Raw genomic sequence first — 15172 nt, forward strand, 5'->3', positions numbered from 1 at the left:
CCGCAGCTCGGGTGGAGGGTCACGCGTCGGCTTCGAGAGCGAAGGTGTTGCCGTCCGGGTCCTGGAACCAAGCGATACGCCCACCTCCGGCCCGCGCGGTAATCCCCTTCTCGTCGTGCTCGAACTGCTCGTAACGAACGAACTCGACGCCGGACGAGGTGAGTTCGTCGACCATCTGGTCGATGTCGTCGACGTACCACGTCGCCACCGTCGCAGAGGTCTGTCCGGCAGTGACCGACTGGTACACGTTCAGCGCCGGCCCGCCACCGGAACCGTAGACGCGGCTGCCGTCGGCGATGGTGGCGCTTGGGCCGGACCGCAACGCCCGCAGGCCCAGCGCGCCTTCGTAGAAGGCCACGGCCGTCTGAATGTCGGACACGGCGACCGAGGCTCTGAGGTGGTACGTACTCAAGGGCATGAACCACTCTGGCAGGTGCTTCACGAATCGTGGCGCCGAATCGACGGACGCCCCACCCGGCCCCGGGCGTGGGTCGGGGCAGGTCGACCCAACCCACTGTCGGTGTGCCCGGAGGGTGGGGCCTATCCCTGCGGAGGATGGTCGTCCGCCGTGGCGGCGCGCAGCTCCTTGAGCACGTACGTGGCGGCCCTCTCGACGACGCGGATGCCCTCTTTCTGGCTCACGTGATGGTCGGAGAGCACGGCGATCAGCCAGTCATGACGGGCCTCGACGATCCGTCCGATGCTGTTGACCAGCCAGCGGCCGCCGTCGACATCGGCGGTGTCCCAGCCGTTCTTGACGTAGTAGGAACGACTGCCCGACTCCCGGGCGGCGCTGACCCCCCATCGTTGCTCGGGGGTCACCTTCTTCATCAGGCCCATGATGAACGTACGGTCCTGCGGGGTCAGCGGTCCCGTCGGCGACGTCAGCGCGGTCAGCAGACGGAGCTGGTCGGCAGCCGTGGTCGTGGTGATTCCCCAGTGCACGTTGGGCCTGGTCTCCCGCAGACCGAGTTCACGGTTCGCGGCGGCAAGGCCGCGCGAGCCCTCGATCCGCTCCCACAGGGCTACCGCCGCGTCGTTGTCACTCGACACGATCATGGCCTCGGCCAACCGTCGGGTGTCAGCGCTCAGGGCCTTGCCCGGCGGGTTCTGGCGCAGCAGAAGGGCCGCGAGGATGTTGACCTTGACGATGCTGGCGGTCTCGAACCGTCTGGCGCCGACCGTCACCGCGGCCGTTCCCTGTCGGTCCAGTGCCGCGACCGCCAGGTGGCCGTCGTACCGCTGCACGTAGGCCTTGATACGCGTTCTCGCCTGGTCGATCCGGTCGATCGCCGGCGTGGTGGGGATCGGACTGGTGGGGGAAGGACCGTGCGATGGGCCGGCACGATCGCCGTCGCGGGCGCGCGTGGCACCGAAGGCGCCCGTCGCGACACCGGCCAGAGACAGGGTGACCGCGGAGACGACCCAGCGGCGCGGCAGCCGCCGACCTTCGCGCTCAGCCAAGGCGGGCCACCGCCCTCGCCGCGATCGAGTCCACCACGGCCTGGCTGCCCGGGTCGGGCAGGCGGACCGTCGAAACCGTCTCGCCTCGTTTCAGCATGACGAAGTACGTGACGGTGCTCGGGACGTCCGCATGCGCGATGCGACCTCGGATGAGCATGCCGGCGCCTTTCAGATAATGGGGATCGACGACGTCGAACGAGACCTGCGATCCGAGAACCGAGTAGCTCGCGCACCGCACGAGGACCCGACGGACGTCGTCGACGTTCCGCTCGGCCCAACCAGGTTCGTACGTCTCCACGACGTGGTGGGCCGGCGACGAGCCGTCGGACAGCCGGTAGTAGCGCTCCACGGCACTGCGCCGATGCGACTTGGCCGGGTAGTCGCTGCTCCGATAGTCGGGACAACTGTCCTGCTCCCACGGCCAGGGCGGCAGGCCGGTGCGAGGAGCGCCGCCCTCATGCCAGTCCGCTCCCAGCTCGCCCGCACCCAGTAGCAGGCTCAGTTCACCGCGATCCGCGTTCGCGGTGTGTCGCTCATCGGGGCCGGCGCCGGACTCCCGATGGCACCCTGCGGCCATCACCAGCAACGCCGACAGGACCGCCGGCACGACAGCGACCGAGCCTCGGCCGCTGCCGCGAATCCGGCCTCGGCCTGTCCTGCCGCTCGATACGGACACCGGAAACCTCCCCAGACGCAGATACTTGCCACCGCGGGTGGCGCTTCAGGCGACGATGCGTGGTGGCGCGTTCGCCGTCGCCGCAGCACGGGCCCCGCGGTTGTCGGCCTTCGACCCGACACCACCGGGATCGGTCGCACCTCGACCGCAGACGGGACCGGTCAATGGCGTTCCTCGGCGAACAACTCGGAACGGGTCTCACCCAGCAACTCGCGCAGGCGGTTGAGGGAGCGCATGCTCTGGCTCTTGACAACCGCGGTGGAGACACCCACAACCTCGGCGGTCGTCTCCACGCTCAGGTCGTCCCAGTAGCGCAGGACGATGATCGCCCGATCCCGCAACGGCAGAGTGGCGACCGCATCCAGCAACGTCATGCGCAGCTCGGCCGGATGTTCCTCGCCCCGCTCCGGCGGCGCCGACATCGCCAACTCGCTGCTGGAGCGGCGCCGCTGCTGGTCGATCATGCAGCGCAGCAGTATCTTGCGGGCGTACGCGTGGGGGTCGTCGGCCCGGCGGACCCGCCTCCAGTTGGCGTACACCTTGGCCAGCGTGGTCTGCGTGAGGTCCTGGGCGAGATGCCAGTCGCGGCACATCAGGAACGCGGCGTCGCGCAGCCGGCCAGCGGCCGCCTGCGCGAACTCCACGAAGTCTTCGTCAGCCATTCGACCGGGCCAGCGTCGAAAACCTCTTGGCACCGTTGACGACGTACTCGGCCGGCAGTTCCGTCCCCCAGGTCGGGTTGCCGGCGATCTCGGTCGCCTCCTTCACGGAGAGGACGGGCGGTGTCGGCACCGCCCCCTTGGCGTCCCAGACCAGACACGTGGAGATCATCAGTTCGACCCGGAGGCCACCGGGGTGGTGCACGGTGACCATCTTGTTCTGCACGCAGTTGTCGGGCATCTCCGTCAGCTCCACCGTTCCCGGGACAGGGTCGCCGCCGCGGTCGTCCCGGTAGATGGCAAGCCGCACCATCCCCGGCCCATATCCCCGGTCCAGGTAGACCTGGACGTAGGGCATGCCGGGGCGCGCGCCGATGCTCTCCAGGCTCGCATAACCGCTGGTCTTCCCCTTGGGTAGAAGCCGGGTCAGCAACTCCAGAGCGCCCTGCGGTGTGGTGGTCAGCAGTTCACCGTCCGGCCCGGCCCCGATCCTCAGGGTGTCGATCACCGTGGTCGAGGAAACCGGCGGCCCTGGCCGAAAGGAGTCTCTGCGCTGTTCTTCGTCGGTGCCCCCCTCCAACCCGCCCGGGGCGCCGTCCGGGGACCCAGCCGGAGACGGCGTGGCGGTGTCGACGACCCCGCCCGGCGAACCGACGTTCGGCCCACCGGCCTGACCGGCATCATCCGCACCGACGCCGAGCGGCCCGGCGGCCAGGCCGATGACGAGCAGCATCGCCAACGCCGATCCGCCGACGCCGAACTGCGCCAGGCGCCGCTGACGGCGCAGCCGGCGGCCCTGCACCACCGACTGCTGGACCAGGTCACCCAACGGTGGGGCGGGGTGCCGGGCCAGGTCGTCCCTGAAACGCCCACGCACGTCACCCATGTCCCGTACCCCTCCTCGGCCGACCGCCCGCAGTGGCGATCCATCACTGACCTGACGGGTTGGCCCGGCGATTTGGTTACCGAATTTTCGGGGCGAATTCTCAGCCACCTGTGTCGGCGGGACGCGGCGGTCCAGTACGTGTGCGGCCACTTCCGTAGCGTCACGTTCTCCTTGCCGCCGGTCCTGGCCCTGGCCGCGCGGGCGGCACAGTCGGTCAAGGCACAACCCGCAGAGCGTCCTAGGAGGTTAGGTCGTCGAATGTCCCGTCCCGGAGCCAGGCATCAGCCATCAGCCGTTGGCGATCGCGTCGTTCGGGCTCAGCCCGCCGCGTCCCGCTGACGGAGCGTTGCGCCAGGCGGACGTCGAAGGCTGCCGTGTGTGGCGTCCAAGCGGCCGGGAGATAACTCCGGCTCAGCGTTCGCAGTCGTCAGCCAGGAAATATCCTTGTCGCCACGACGCAGGCGGTGGCTAGCGTACGCGGATGAGCACTGTCCCGAAGGCCGGCCTGCGGCTGTGGTTCTGCACCGATCCGGGCGAGTTCCTCGCGGCTGCGGGTGACTACCTGGGTGCCGATCCGGTCGTCAGCACGGTCGTGACCACCATCGCGCACCGGCTGTTGTCGCAGCGGACCGAGGGAATCCCGCAGTCCGACCACAGCTGGTGGCTGGTGGTCAGCGACGACTCCGGCACGGTCGTCGGTGCCGGGATGCGCACCGCGCCGTCTGCCCCGTACCCGCCGTTCCTGCTGCCCATGCCCGATGAGGCAGCCGTTGCGCTGGCCCATGCCCTGCACAACCGCGGGGAGGAGGTTCTCGCGGTCAACGGGGCCCTGCCTGCCGTTGAGGTGTGCGCCGCCGAGCTGACCCGGCTCGGCGGGGGTCGAGTCCAGGTCACCCAGCACACACGGCTGCACGAGCTCGGCGAGCTGACGTGGCCGCCACCAGCGCCAGGCAACCTGGTGGTCGCGACCGAGGACGACGTGGCACTGGTCACGCAGTGGGTCGCCGCGTTCATGGGCGACGCCGACGAACAGGCGGGCCGTCCGCGCGGTGCCAGTGCGCACGAAGCGCCCGACCAGGCGGAGATGCTGCGCCGACTCCACGCCGGACGGCTGTGGTTGTGGGTCGACGAGACGGGGAATCCGGTACACCTCACCGGTGCCAACCCACCGTCGTTCGGGGTGGCCCGGGTGGGCCCGGTGTACACACCGCCGGCTCAGCGCGGGCGTGGTTGGGCCAGCAACGCGGTCGCCGAGGTTTCCCGACGAATCCAGGCCGAGGGCGCGCGGGTCTGCCTGTTCACCGACCAGGCCAACCCGACGTCGAACAAGATCTACGCCGCCCTCGGCTACCGACCGGTCGTCGACATGGCCAACCTCGTCATCGTCCGCTGACACCGAACGGGGCACGGCAGATCCGGCCAATCGGTCGAGCCCTGCCCGTCGTACAGTGCTGATTCCCGGCCACAAACTCACGCGACGACGAGGCGGCGGTGTTGAGACAGGAGGTCGCCGACGCGGTCCACAGGATGCGGTGAGATCGGGAAACGACGCCCGCCATGGACAACCGGTACGCCTCACCGAGGCGGGTCGGACGATCCTTTCGAAGCGCTTTCCGCCGATCGGTGGCCGTAGGAAACGGTTGTCCCAACCAGCAACACCGCTCCTGCGAAGAAGTACGTGTTGATTCCGATGCCGGTCCAGAACTCTCCTGTGGAGATGTCCGCTACCCCCACGAAGCCGCCGCGACGGACACCCGTGACCATCAGAATATTCTCGACCATCCCTGGGACACCCCGGATGACGAGCAGCACGCTGCCCGACAACAGTGGCGTCAGAAGTAACCACCGGGCAAGATGCCGGGCCCGCGGGCAGACTGTGGCGAGAACGACGACTGCTCCGATGGCCGACATCGAGATGAGCACGACGTTGAAGATCACATAGGCCCTCATGTCCCAGGGGCCATCACCGGTCGGATCGTCGCCTGGAAAGAACACCAGGATCACATGGGACACCACGAAGAAGATCAGCCAAGCGAAGGCGCCGTACGCCCAGCGAGGACCTCTGATAGCGGGCATACCAGCACCCTGGCCGCGCCAGCACCGTGACGCCTCCCTCCCTGGGTTGCTTCCACTCCCCCAGGCGAGCGAGGTGCGGCAGTGTCACCTCTGGCCGGACCGCCCTCGTCTTGGCTGGTAACGCCGGCGTCCAGCGCTTGCGGTAGGTGTGAGCTGACGCCCCACCCCCAGAGGCCGGAAGGTCCCTACCCCTCTGATCCGTAACAGGCCCGAAACTACCGGTTGAAAACTCTGGAATTTTCTGCCAGCCTGAGAGCCATCGACAAGTGTGAACGTTAACAAGATCCCCTCAGCACCGGAGGCGCTTCACGCGACCATCAGGCCCACCACCTGCCATGTGACCACGTCCACCACCGGAAGAGCCCAACGTTCACGATCACTCCCCCACGGGCGACCGGGCCGACACGCCACCACGCTTCACCCCTGGCCAGGCAGCCCAGTCGACTCGTATCCGGGCGGACGCCTGAGGTGAGTCCCGGCCCGATCGGGCGGACTCACCATCGTGCCCGCCGCGATCCGATCGGGGCCTCCCACCGGAACAGCGACAGCAATCCCCTACCCCACCACTGGAGGATCAGCATGGTTTCCCGGACCCGTCCCACCGGGCGTACCCGACTACGAACACTCACTTTTTCCGGAACGGCAGCGATAATTCTGGCCCTGGCCGTGTCGCTGCTGCCCAATCTTGCTCAGGCCGCAGAGACGACCCTCGGCGCCGCCGCGGCCCAGTCTGGCCGGTACTTCGGTGCCGCTGTCGCCGCCAACAAACTCAACGACAGCGCCTACACGACGATCCTGAACCGCGAGTTCAACAGCGTCACTCCCGAGAACGAAATGAAGATCGACGCGACCGAGCCGCAGCAGAACAACTTCACCTTCAGCAACGCGGACCGGATCGTGAACCACGCCATCTCCCGGGGCTGGAAGGTCCGGGGCCACACCCTGGCCTGGTACTCGCAGCAGCCGGGCTGGATGCAGAGCATGGAGGGCACCGCGCTGCGCAACGCGATGCTGAACCACGTCACCAGGGTGGCCACCTACTACCGGGGCAAGATCGACTCGTGGGACGTGGTGAACGAGGCGTTCGAGGACGGCAACAGCGGCGCCCGCCGCAACTCGAACCTGCAGCGCACCGGCAACGACTGGATCGAGGCGGCGTTCCGCGCCGCCGACGCGGCCGACCCGAACGCGAAGCTCTGCTACAACGACTACAACACCGACAACTGGACCTGGGCCAAGACGCAGGCCGTGTACAACATGGTGCGCGACTTCAAGTCTCGTGGGGTGCCGATCGACTGCGTCGGCTTCCAGTCGCACTTCAACGCCAACTCGCCGTACAACAGCAACTACCGCACCACGCTGTCCAGCTTCGCCGCTCTCGGGGTGGATGTGCAGATCACCGAATTGGACATCGAGGGATCTGGTACGACGCAGGCCAACACCTACCGCAGTGTGGTCAACGACTGCCTTGCCGTGGCTCGCTGCAACGGGGTCACCGTGTGGGGGGTGCGCGACTGCGACTCGTGGCGCTCCAGCGGCACTCCGCTGCTCTTCGAGTGCAACGGCAACAAGAAGGCCGCCTACACGGCCACCCTTGAGGCGCTGAACAGCGCCGGCCCCGGGCCCACTCCCACGCCCACCACGCCGGGGCCCACCCCCACCGTCCCACCCGGCTCCGCCTCGGAGATCGTGGGCACACAGTCCGGTCGGTGCGTCGACGTACCCAACGCCTCGACCACGAACGGCACGCGGGTCCAGCTCTACGACTGCAACAAGCAGACCAACCAGGCATGGACCTACACCTCGGGCAAACAACTGCAGGTGTACGGGAACATGTGCCTCGACGCCGCCGGGACCGGCAACGGTGCGGCGGTGCAGATCTACAGCTGCCACAGCCAGACCAACCAACAGTGGAACGTCAACTCCAACGGCACCATCAGCAACGTCCAGTCCGGACGCTGCCTGGACGCCTGGAGCACCACCAACGGAGCCCAGATCCAGCTCTACGACTGCCACGGACAGACCAACCAGCAGTTCCGACTCGCCACTTCCGGCGGGCCCACCCAAACCCCGACGCCGACACCGACGACGCCGCCGCCGACCGGTGGCACGTGTGATCTCCCCTCGTCGTACCGCTGGTCGTCGACGGGCGCGCTGGCGCAGCCGAGGTCGGGATGGGTGTCGCTGAAGGACTTCACCGTCGCGCCGTACAACGGTCAGCAGCTCGTCTACGCCACCACCCACGACACCGGCACCACGTGGGGATCGATGAACTTCGGCCTCTTCAGCAACTACTCGCAGATGGGCTCGGCCAGCCAGAACGCGATGAACAACGCGACGGTCGCACCGTCGCTGTTCTACTTCGCACCGCGCAACATCTGGGTGCTGGCCTACCAGTGGGGCGGCACGGCCTTCTCGTACCGGACCTCCAGCGACCCGACCAACCCGAACGGGTGGTCGTCGCCGCAGACACTGTTCACCGGAAGCATCTCCAACTCCAGCACCGGCCCGATCGACCAGGCACTCATCGGTGACGACCAGAACATGTACCTGTTCTTCGCCGGAGACAACGGCCGGATCTACCGGGCCAGCATGCCCATCGGGAACTTCCCGGGCAGCTTCGGCTCCAACTACACGACCATCATGACCGACACGACAAACAACCTCTTCGAGGCCGTTCAGGTCTACAAGCTCCAGGGCCTGAACAAGTACCTCATGATCGTCGAGGCGATCGGCTCGCAGGGCCGCTACTTCCGCTCGTTCACGGCCACCAGCCTGGGTGGTTCGTGGACGCCGCAGGCCACCAGCGAGAGCAACCCGTTCGCCGGCAAGGCCAACAGCGGTGCCACCTGGACCAACGACATCAGTCACGGCGAACTGCTGCGGACCAACGCCGATCAGACGATGACCGTTGACGCCTGCAACCTGCAACTGCTCTACCAGGGGCGCTCCCCCAGCTCTGGCGGCGACTACGGCCTCCTGCCGTACCGGCCGGGTCTGCTGACGCTGCAACGCTGACGACCGGACATCGCCGGGGCGGGTGGGCTCGGCACCACACCGAGCCCACCCGCCCCGCACCCATCCACCACCAGGAGGTAGCGATAGTGCGAGGACACGGACACCACCCCCCGCCCTCGGGGAACACCCATGGCGACCGAGGGTCCGCCCGGTTTCGGGGACGGATGGTCAAGCTCGCCGCGGCCGGGATCGCCGCCGTCGTCGGGTTGTTCACCATCACCGTGGCGACCGGGTCGGCGTCGGCCGCCGACAACCCGTACCAGCGGGGCCCGGACCCCACGCAGGCCAGCGTCACCGCCGTGAACGGCCCCTTCGCCAACACCTCGGTCAGCGTCCCGACCGGGTACGGCTTCAACGGCGGCAGGATCTACTACCCGACCGACACCAGTCAGGGCACCTTCGGTGCCATCGCGATCTCGCCGGGTTACACAGCGTTGTTCTCCGCCGAACTCGCCTGGATGGGACCGTGGCTGGCCTCCCACGGCTTCGTCGTGATCGGCATCGAGACCAACAGCCGCAACGACTTCGACACCGCCCGAGGCACCCAGTTGCTCGCCGCACTGGACTACCTCACCCAGCAGAGCCCGGTACGTGACCGGGTCGACCCCAGCCGGTTGGCGGTCGCCGGTCACTCCATGGGCGGCGGTGGCGCGCTGAGCGCAGCCACCCGCCGCCCGTCGTTGAAGGCAGTGGTCGGCATCGCGCCGTACTCGCCGTCGTCGAACCTGGCCAACGACCGGGTGCCCACCATGATCTTCTCTGGGCAGGCGGACACGGTGGTCACCCCGTCCTACGCCACCGGCCTGTACAACAGCCTCCCGGCTACGACGGAGAGCGTCTACCTGGAGGTCGCCGGTGCCGATCATGGCTTCATGGTCGGACGGTCGAACCCGGTGATGGTCCGGACCATGCTGCCGTTCGTCAAGATGTTCATCGACAACGACACCCGGTACAGCCAGTTCCTCTGCCCACTGCTGGATTCCAGCGGCGTGGTCACCTACCGCAGCACGTGCCCGTTGCTGCCCTCGACACCGACCACCCCCACGCCGACCCCCACCGATCCGCCGACAACCCCACCCGGCTCGGCCTCCGAGATCGTCGGCACGCAGTCCGGTCGGTGCCTCGACGTACCCAACGCCTCCCGTAACAACGGCACCCGGGTCCAGCTCTACGACTGCAACAAGCAGACCAACCAGGCATGGACCTACACCTCCAGCAAACAACTGCAGGTGTACGGCACCATGTGCCTCGACGCGGCTGGAACCGCCAACGGCGCCGCCGTGCAGATCTACAGCTGCCACAGCCAGACCAACCAACAGTGGAACCTCAACTCCAACGGCACCATCAGCAACGTCCAGTCCGGACGTTGCCTCGACACCTGGAGCACCACCAACGGAGCCCAGATCCAGCTCTACGACTGCCACGGACGAACCAACCAGCAGTTCCGACTCGCCGCCCTCGCACGATGATCACGGCTGGCTCCGCGCACGACCTGTTCGAGGGTGTGCAGATCCACCAGCGGTAGGGCGAAACACCTGACACAGGACGGACTGGAACGGGCGGACCCGGCGTCACGCCGGGTCCGCCCGCATCCGGTGAAGGCCACGCCTTGAGTCGGCCAGCCGCCTATTACTCGGCTTCGACCTCGGTGCGGTAGACGGTCAAGCCGCGTCGCTGATAGTTGCGCAGTGCATTCGGATGGTCCAAGGAACATGTGTGCAGCCAAACCCTGCGTACCGCTGGAGACTCCACGGCCTCACTGCCCCAGGCCTGCCGGATGGTCAACGTCAGCGCATGGCCACCGAGACCCCTCCCGACATATTCGGGCAACAGCCCAAACGCGGTGATCTCCACATCTCCGTCAGACTGGGGTTCCAGATTCGCAACCCCCACGGTCTCGTCCTCCAGCGTGATGAACCAGTACTGGCGCAGCGGACGACACCGCACCAGCTCCTGCCACTCTTCGTCAGTGCGAGACGCACTCCGCCACCCGTAAGGGGCTCCGACCTGAGCATTGGTGGCACGCACGAGCGGCAGGCCACCGTCGACGCGCCGCAGAAGAAGTTCCGGCACCACCTTCCCCGGTCGCAGGTCCGTGGGGTCATTCATCTCCAGGTAGGTGACAACCTTCGCCATGCCGGCAGGCTACCCAGGCGAGGTTCGGTGCGCGGCTGCCGGCTACACGAACGGTCCGATCCGTGCTGATGACGGTGCGTCTACAGCCAGTCGTGTTCGCGGGCGTAGCGGGCCGCTTCGTGGCGGGTCCGGGTCTGGGTCTTACGCATCGCGTTGGACAGATAGTTGCGGACGGTGCCCGGAGCGAGGTGGAGCCGCGCGGCGATGTCGACGACCGAGTAGCCCTCGCCGGTGACCCGCAGGACGTCGACTTCACGGTCGGTGAGCGGGCAGTCCTCGGTGACGGCGAGCGCGGACACGTCCGGGTCGATCCAGCGTTTTCCCGCGTGCAGGGTCGCGATGACCGAGGTGATGTGGGCCGGCTCGGCGGACTTGCTGACGAAGCCCTGGACGCCGAGCTTCAGCGCCTTACGCAGCACGCCGGGGCGGGCGTGCCGGGTCAGCATGAGGATCACCTGCTCCGGTCGCTCGCGGCGGATCTCGGCGACCGCGCCCAGGCCGTCCACGCCCGGCATCTCCAGGTCGATGACCAGCACGTCGGGGCGGTGTCGCAGGGTGGCAGCGATCGCTGTCTGGCCGTCCTGCGCCTCGGCGAGCACAGTGATGTCGCCCTCCATCGGCAGCAGCGCCGCCAGGGCCGTGCGCAGCAGTGCCTCGTCGTCGGCGAGCACGATTGTGGTCATCGGCGGTCCTTTCCCGTGACGGTCGGGGCCGCGTCGGCCCGCGCGGGTGGGAAGACCGCTGCGGTCAGGAACCGCTGGTCCTTCTGTTCCACCGTCAGGTCGCCTCCGTCGCCTGCCACCCGTTGCCTCAGCGCCGCCAGTCCCCTGAGCTCGGGGGCCGTGGTGGCGGTCACGCCGTCGTTGACGATGGTGATGCCCGACGCGGTGAGCGTGATCTGCACCTGGGTGGCCTGCGCGTGCCGCAGGATGTTGGTGGTCGTCTCCCGCAGCACCTGCCCGAGCAGTTCGCTGACGCGGGCGTCGACCTCGGCCTCCCGGGTCACCCGGACCCGGATGCCGGCGGCCTCGAACAGGTTCTTCGCGTTCTCGATCTCCGCGGTGAGGTTGAGCCGCCGTTGCGCGTAGGCGAGTTCCTTGGTCTGCGCGATGGTGTCGCTGACCAACGTGTACGTCTCCCGCAGTTCCTTCTCCGCCCGAGCGGTGTCGTTGAGCAGCAGTCGCTGGGCGAGGGCGATCTTCAGCTTGACCACGTGCAGGGTGTGGCCCTGGATGTCGTGCAGGTCGCTGGCGAACCGCACGCGCTCCCGGACCACTGCCAGCTCCGCCTCGCGTTCCCGGGTCTGTTCGAGCTCCCGGATGAGGTCGTAGAACCGCTCGCCCACCACGGTGAAGACCGTCACGATGACGGTGAGGGCGGTCGGGATGAGGACGTAGGTGACCAGGACGTGACCGACGTCGTCCCGCTGCACCAGCAGCCGCGCCGCGCCGACGGCGGCGACGTAGGTGAACAGTCCCGCCACCACCAGCTTCCGGTGTCGTCGCACCTCGCGCAGGGCAAGCGAGCCGACGGCGCAGAAACCCCAGTAGGCGTTGGGGCTGCCAACCACCAGGACCCCGAGCGGCCAGACCGCTGCCGCTACGACCAGGCAGGGCAGCGCGACCCGGGCGAGGTCGTTGGCCGTCCACCGTTCGAAGGCCACCACGCCCGCCACGGCCCCCGGCGCCAGGACGACGACGTGCCACCAGGTACGCGCATCGGTGTAGAGCAGGACCGCCGCGGCGAACACCACCGGCGGCAGTGACGTGGCCAGGTTGAGCCGGCGCAGCCTTCCCTGCGTCGACTCGGTGAAGCGCGGCGATCTCCCGGTCACCACCTCAGTATCCGGCAGCAAGGGGTCACGACCAGTGACACCACGTCACATGCGGTGGTGACGTGGTGCCACTGACGGGTCGGCCGCGCCCGCGCTGTCATTGGGTACATGTCCACCACACCTGTCATCGAAGTCGAGCGGCTGAACCTCACCTACGGCGACTTCCACGCCGTGAAGGACCTCTCCTTCGAGGTACGGCCCGGAGAGCTCTACGCGCTGCTGGGCACCAACGGAGCTGGAAAGACCTCGACCCTGGAGGTTGTCGAGGGACACCGGAGGCCAACCTCGGGCACCGTACGCGTCTTCGGGCGCAGCCCCGACGACCGGCGAGCGGTACGTCCCCGAATGGGCGTCATGCTCCAGGAGAGCGGATTCTCCCCGGACCTCACAGTCCGTGAGTCCGTCGGTCTGGTCGGCCGGCTCACCCGACGCACCGACGACGTCGACCGGGTGCTCGACCTGGTCGACCTCACCGGCCGGGCCCGCCGCAAGGTGTCGCAGCTGTCCGGCGGGGAGAAGCGGCGGCTGGACTTCGCCACCGCGGTCTACGGCACCCCGGAGCTGATCTTCCTGGACGAGCCGACCACCGGCCTCGACATTCAGTCCCGCGACGCCGTCTGGGCGACGGTGGACCGGCTGCGGGAGAACGGCGCGACCATCGTGCTCACCACGCACTACCTGGAGGAGGCACAACAGCGCGCGGACCGGATCGGGCTGATGCACGAGGGCGCCTTCCACCGGGAGGGCACCGTCTCCGAGCTGACCCGAACACTGCCCGCGGTCATCCGCTTCTCCCTCCCGGCATCGGCGCCGACGCTGCCGGTGCGGGCCGCCGTCGACGCGGACGGGAAGGCCGTCGTCGAGACCTTCGAGCTGCAGAGGGACCTGCACCTCCTACTCGGCTGGGCGCAGGACCACAGCGTGGAGCTGCGCGACCTGGCGGCGGGGCCGACCCGGCTCGACGACGTCTTCCGTGCCATCAACAGTTGATTCGTTCTTCCGACAGGAGCGTCACCGTGTTGTCCATCGCGTCCAGCGAACTGATCCAACTCTTCCGCAACCGACTGGTGCTGATCACCAGCCTCATCATCCCGGTAGTCGTCAGCGCGTACTTCGTCCGTCAGCACGAGACCTTCGCCGACATCGGGAGTCTCGGCTACATCGCCGCGATCGTCATGTTCACGATCGCCGCGTTCGGGCTCTACGCCACCGCCGTCACCACCCTGGCCTCCCGGCGGCAGAATCTCTTCCTCAAGCGGCTGCGCTCCACCGCCGCAAGCGACACGAGCATCCTCGCCGGGCTGCTGCTGCCCGTGGTCGTGCTCGCCGTGGTGCAGGTGACAGCGATCCTGACCGCCCTGGCCGTGGTCGCCGGCGGACCGGCGAACGTCGCCCTGCTGGTGGTGGCGACCATCGCGGCCCTGGCCATGCTGATCGGCCTCGCGCTGGCCACCGCCGGGCTGACGAACTCCCCCGAACACGCCCAGGTCACCACCCTGCCCGTCACACTCGGGGTGATCGCCGTGACCACCTGGGTGGGCATCTCCGGCACCGAGAACCTCGCCTGGCTCAAGCGACTCCTGCCCGGCGGCGCCGCCACCGAACTGACCATGAACGCCTGGAACGGCGGCGTCGCCGTAACCGACTCCCTGCTCCTGCTCGCACCCACCCTCGCCTGGGTCGCCATCGCCGTCGCCCTCGCCACCCGACTCTTCCGCTGGGAGCCCCGCCGATGACCACCGAACCCCAGTTCGACGCCCCGACCCTGGTGGAAGATCTCCTACTGCTTCTGTTCCAACCCAGATCCGGGACCATCGCGGGAGAGAACACGCTCTTCTACGTCCTCGGCGGTGCCGTCCTCGCGGATCTCGCCCTCGGCGATCACCTGACCACGGAGGCCCGGGGGCGGGTCAGAAGCGTGGCGGGTCACCCACCGTCGGATGGCCTCCTACGCCCGGCCTGGGACTACCTCGCCGAGAAACCGAGGGGTGTGCAGACGGCACTGGCCGCGGTCGGTCCCGCCCTGCGCAAGCCGGTGCTGGAGCGGCTCATCGAACGAGGCGACATCGTTCAGGAGCCCCGTAAGGTGCTCGGCCTGTTCCGGACGACGGCCCTGCGGGAGGGCAGGACCGAACGACGGGGCCGTCTGCTCGCCGACGTTCGGCAGATCCTCGTGGACGGCGCGCAGCCGCAAGCCCGTGTCGCCGCGCTCGCGGCGCTGCTCTCGGCGAGCGGGACGCTCCCGCAGTTCCACCGCGAGATTCCGTGGACGTCATCGGTGATCAGCCGGGCCAAGGAACTCGAGCGGGGCGACTGGGGTGCCGACGCTGCGGCGGCAGCCGTGACCCGCACCGTGACGGCCACCGTCGTCAACAGCGCCATCGTGGCCATCACCGTGCTTCCTCGAAGCTAGGCAGTGTCCC

The 15172-nt window shown here is 68.1% G+C and carries 15 protein-coding genes; 6 read left to right on the forward strand and 9 right to left on the reverse strand.

Features of this window, described 5'->3' with window-relative positions:
- Positions 1–19: 19 nt before the first annotated feature.
- The 5 genes from IW249_RS30605 to IW249_RS30625 form a co-directional block, all read right to left on the reverse strand.
- Positions 20–379 carry a VOC family protein gene (locus IW249_RS30605; RefSeq protein WP_307788760.1) on the reverse strand — a complete coding sequence of 120 codons (360 nt, stop codon included), beginning with the start codon at positions 377–379 and terminating at the stop codon, positions 20–22.
- A gap of 161 nt (positions 380–540) precedes the next feature.
- Positions 541–1464 carry a serine hydrolase gene (locus tag IW249_RS30610; protein ID WP_196923960.1) on the reverse strand — a complete coding sequence of 308 codons (924 nt, stop codon included), beginning with the start codon at positions 1462–1464 and terminating at the stop codon, positions 541–543.
- Positions 1457–2071, reverse strand: a complete 615-nt coding sequence (locus IW249_RS30615; protein WP_196923961.1) for a hypothetical protein — start codon at positions 2069–2071, stop codon at positions 1457–1459. Before IW249_RS30615 ends, IW249_RS30610 begins: the two co-directional genes overlap by 8 nt.
- 230 nt (positions 2072–2301) lie before the next feature.
- The gene (locus IW249_RS30620; RefSeq protein ID WP_196923962.1) at positions 2302–2802 is read right to left on the reverse strand and encodes a SigE family RNA polymerase sigma factor; all 501 of its coding nucleotides are present in this window, start codon (positions 2800–2802) and stop codon (positions 2302–2304) included.
- Complete coding sequence (locus IW249_RS30625) at positions 2795–3685, reverse strand: hypothetical protein (RefSeq protein ID WP_196923963.1); 891 nt, start codon at positions 3683–3685, stop codon at positions 2795–2797. The genes IW249_RS30620 and IW249_RS30625 overlap by 8 nt, the downstream gene beginning before the upstream one ends.
- Before the next feature lie 481 nt (positions 3686–4166).
- Here IW249_RS30625 and IW249_RS30630 point away from each other — a divergent pair, with 481 nt between their 5' ends.
- Positions 4167–5078 carry a GNAT family N-acetyltransferase gene (locus IW249_RS30630; protein WP_196923964.1) on the forward strand — a complete coding sequence of 304 codons (912 nt, stop codon included), beginning with the start codon at positions 4167–4169 and terminating at the stop codon, positions 5076–5078.
- A 182-nt stretch (positions 5079–5260) separates the two neighbouring features.
- Here the strand turns inward: IW249_RS30630 and IW249_RS30635 are convergent, their stop codons facing one another.
- Positions 5261–5761: a hypothetical protein gene (locus IW249_RS30635; RefSeq protein WP_196923965.1), complete on the reverse strand. Its 501-nt coding sequence runs from the start codon at positions 5759–5761 to the stop codon at positions 5261–5263.
- A 579-nt stretch (positions 5762–6340) separates the two neighbouring features.
- Between IW249_RS30635 and IW249_RS30640 the strand changes: the two genes are divergently transcribed.
- Together IW249_RS30640 and IW249_RS30645 are read left to right on the forward strand one after the other, a co-directional pair.
- The gene (locus IW249_RS30640; RefSeq protein WP_196923966.1) at positions 6341–8779 is read left to right on the forward strand and encodes a non-reducing end alpha-L-arabinofuranosidase family hydrolase; all 2439 of its coding nucleotides are present in this window, start codon (positions 6341–6343) and stop codon (positions 8777–8779) included.
- Positions 8780–8943: 164 nt separating this feature from the next.
- A complete protein-coding gene (locus IW249_RS30645; RefSeq protein ID WP_231392721.1) occupies positions 8944–10248 on the forward strand; it encodes a poly(ethylene terephthalate) hydrolase family protein in 1305 nt (434 codons plus the stop codon).
- Between the two features lie 160 nt (positions 10249–10408).
- Here the strand turns inward: IW249_RS30645 and IW249_RS30650 are convergent, their stop codons facing one another.
- From IW249_RS30650 to IW249_RS30660, 3 genes are all read right to left on the reverse strand, one after another.
- On the reverse strand, positions 10409–10915 hold the full coding sequence (locus tag IW249_RS30650) for a GNAT family N-acetyltransferase (RefSeq protein WP_196923968.1): 507 nt from the start codon (positions 10913–10915) through the stop codon (positions 10409–10411).
- Positions 10916–10995: 80 nt separating this feature from the next.
- Positions 10996–11598 carry a response regulator transcription factor gene (locus IW249_RS30655; protein ID WP_196923969.1) on the reverse strand — a complete coding sequence of 201 codons (603 nt, stop codon included), beginning with the start codon at positions 11596–11598 and terminating at the stop codon, positions 10996–10998.
- Positions 11595–12749, reverse strand: a complete 1155-nt coding sequence (locus IW249_RS30660; RefSeq protein ID WP_196923970.1) for a sensor histidine kinase — start codon at positions 12747–12749, stop codon at positions 11595–11597. Before IW249_RS30660 ends, IW249_RS30655 begins: the two co-directional genes overlap by 4 nt.
- Positions 12750–12857: 108 nt before the next feature.
- Between IW249_RS30660 and IW249_RS30665 the strand changes: the two genes are divergently transcribed.
- Genes IW249_RS30665 through IW249_RS30675 form a run of 3 tightly spaced genes read left to right on the forward strand, consistent with a single transcriptional unit; the run spans position 12858 to position 15162 of the window.
- Positions 12858–13739 (forward strand): ABC transporter ATP-binding protein, encoded by an 882-nt coding sequence (locus IW249_RS30665; protein WP_196923971.1) that lies wholly within the window; start codon positions 12858–12860, stop codon positions 13737–13739.
- A gap of 26 nt (positions 13740–13765) precedes the next feature.
- The gene (locus IW249_RS30670) at positions 13766–14485 is read left to right on the forward strand and encodes an ABC transporter permease (protein WP_196923972.1); all 720 of its coding nucleotides are present in this window, start codon (positions 13766–13768) and stop codon (positions 14483–14485) included.
- The gene (locus tag IW249_RS30675) at positions 14482–15162 is read left to right on the forward strand and encodes a GOLPH3/VPS74 family protein (RefSeq protein WP_196923973.1); all 681 of its coding nucleotides are present in this window, start codon (positions 14482–14484) and stop codon (positions 15160–15162) included. Before IW249_RS30670 ends, IW249_RS30675 begins: the two co-directional genes overlap by 4 nt.
- Positions 15163–15172: the final 10 nt, after the last annotated feature.

Origin of the sequence: Micromonospora vinacea, assembly GCF_015751785.1 — a bacterium.
Classification (GTDB): Bacteria; Actinomycetota; Actinomycetes; order Mycobacteriales; family Micromonosporaceae; genus Micromonospora; species Micromonospora vinacea.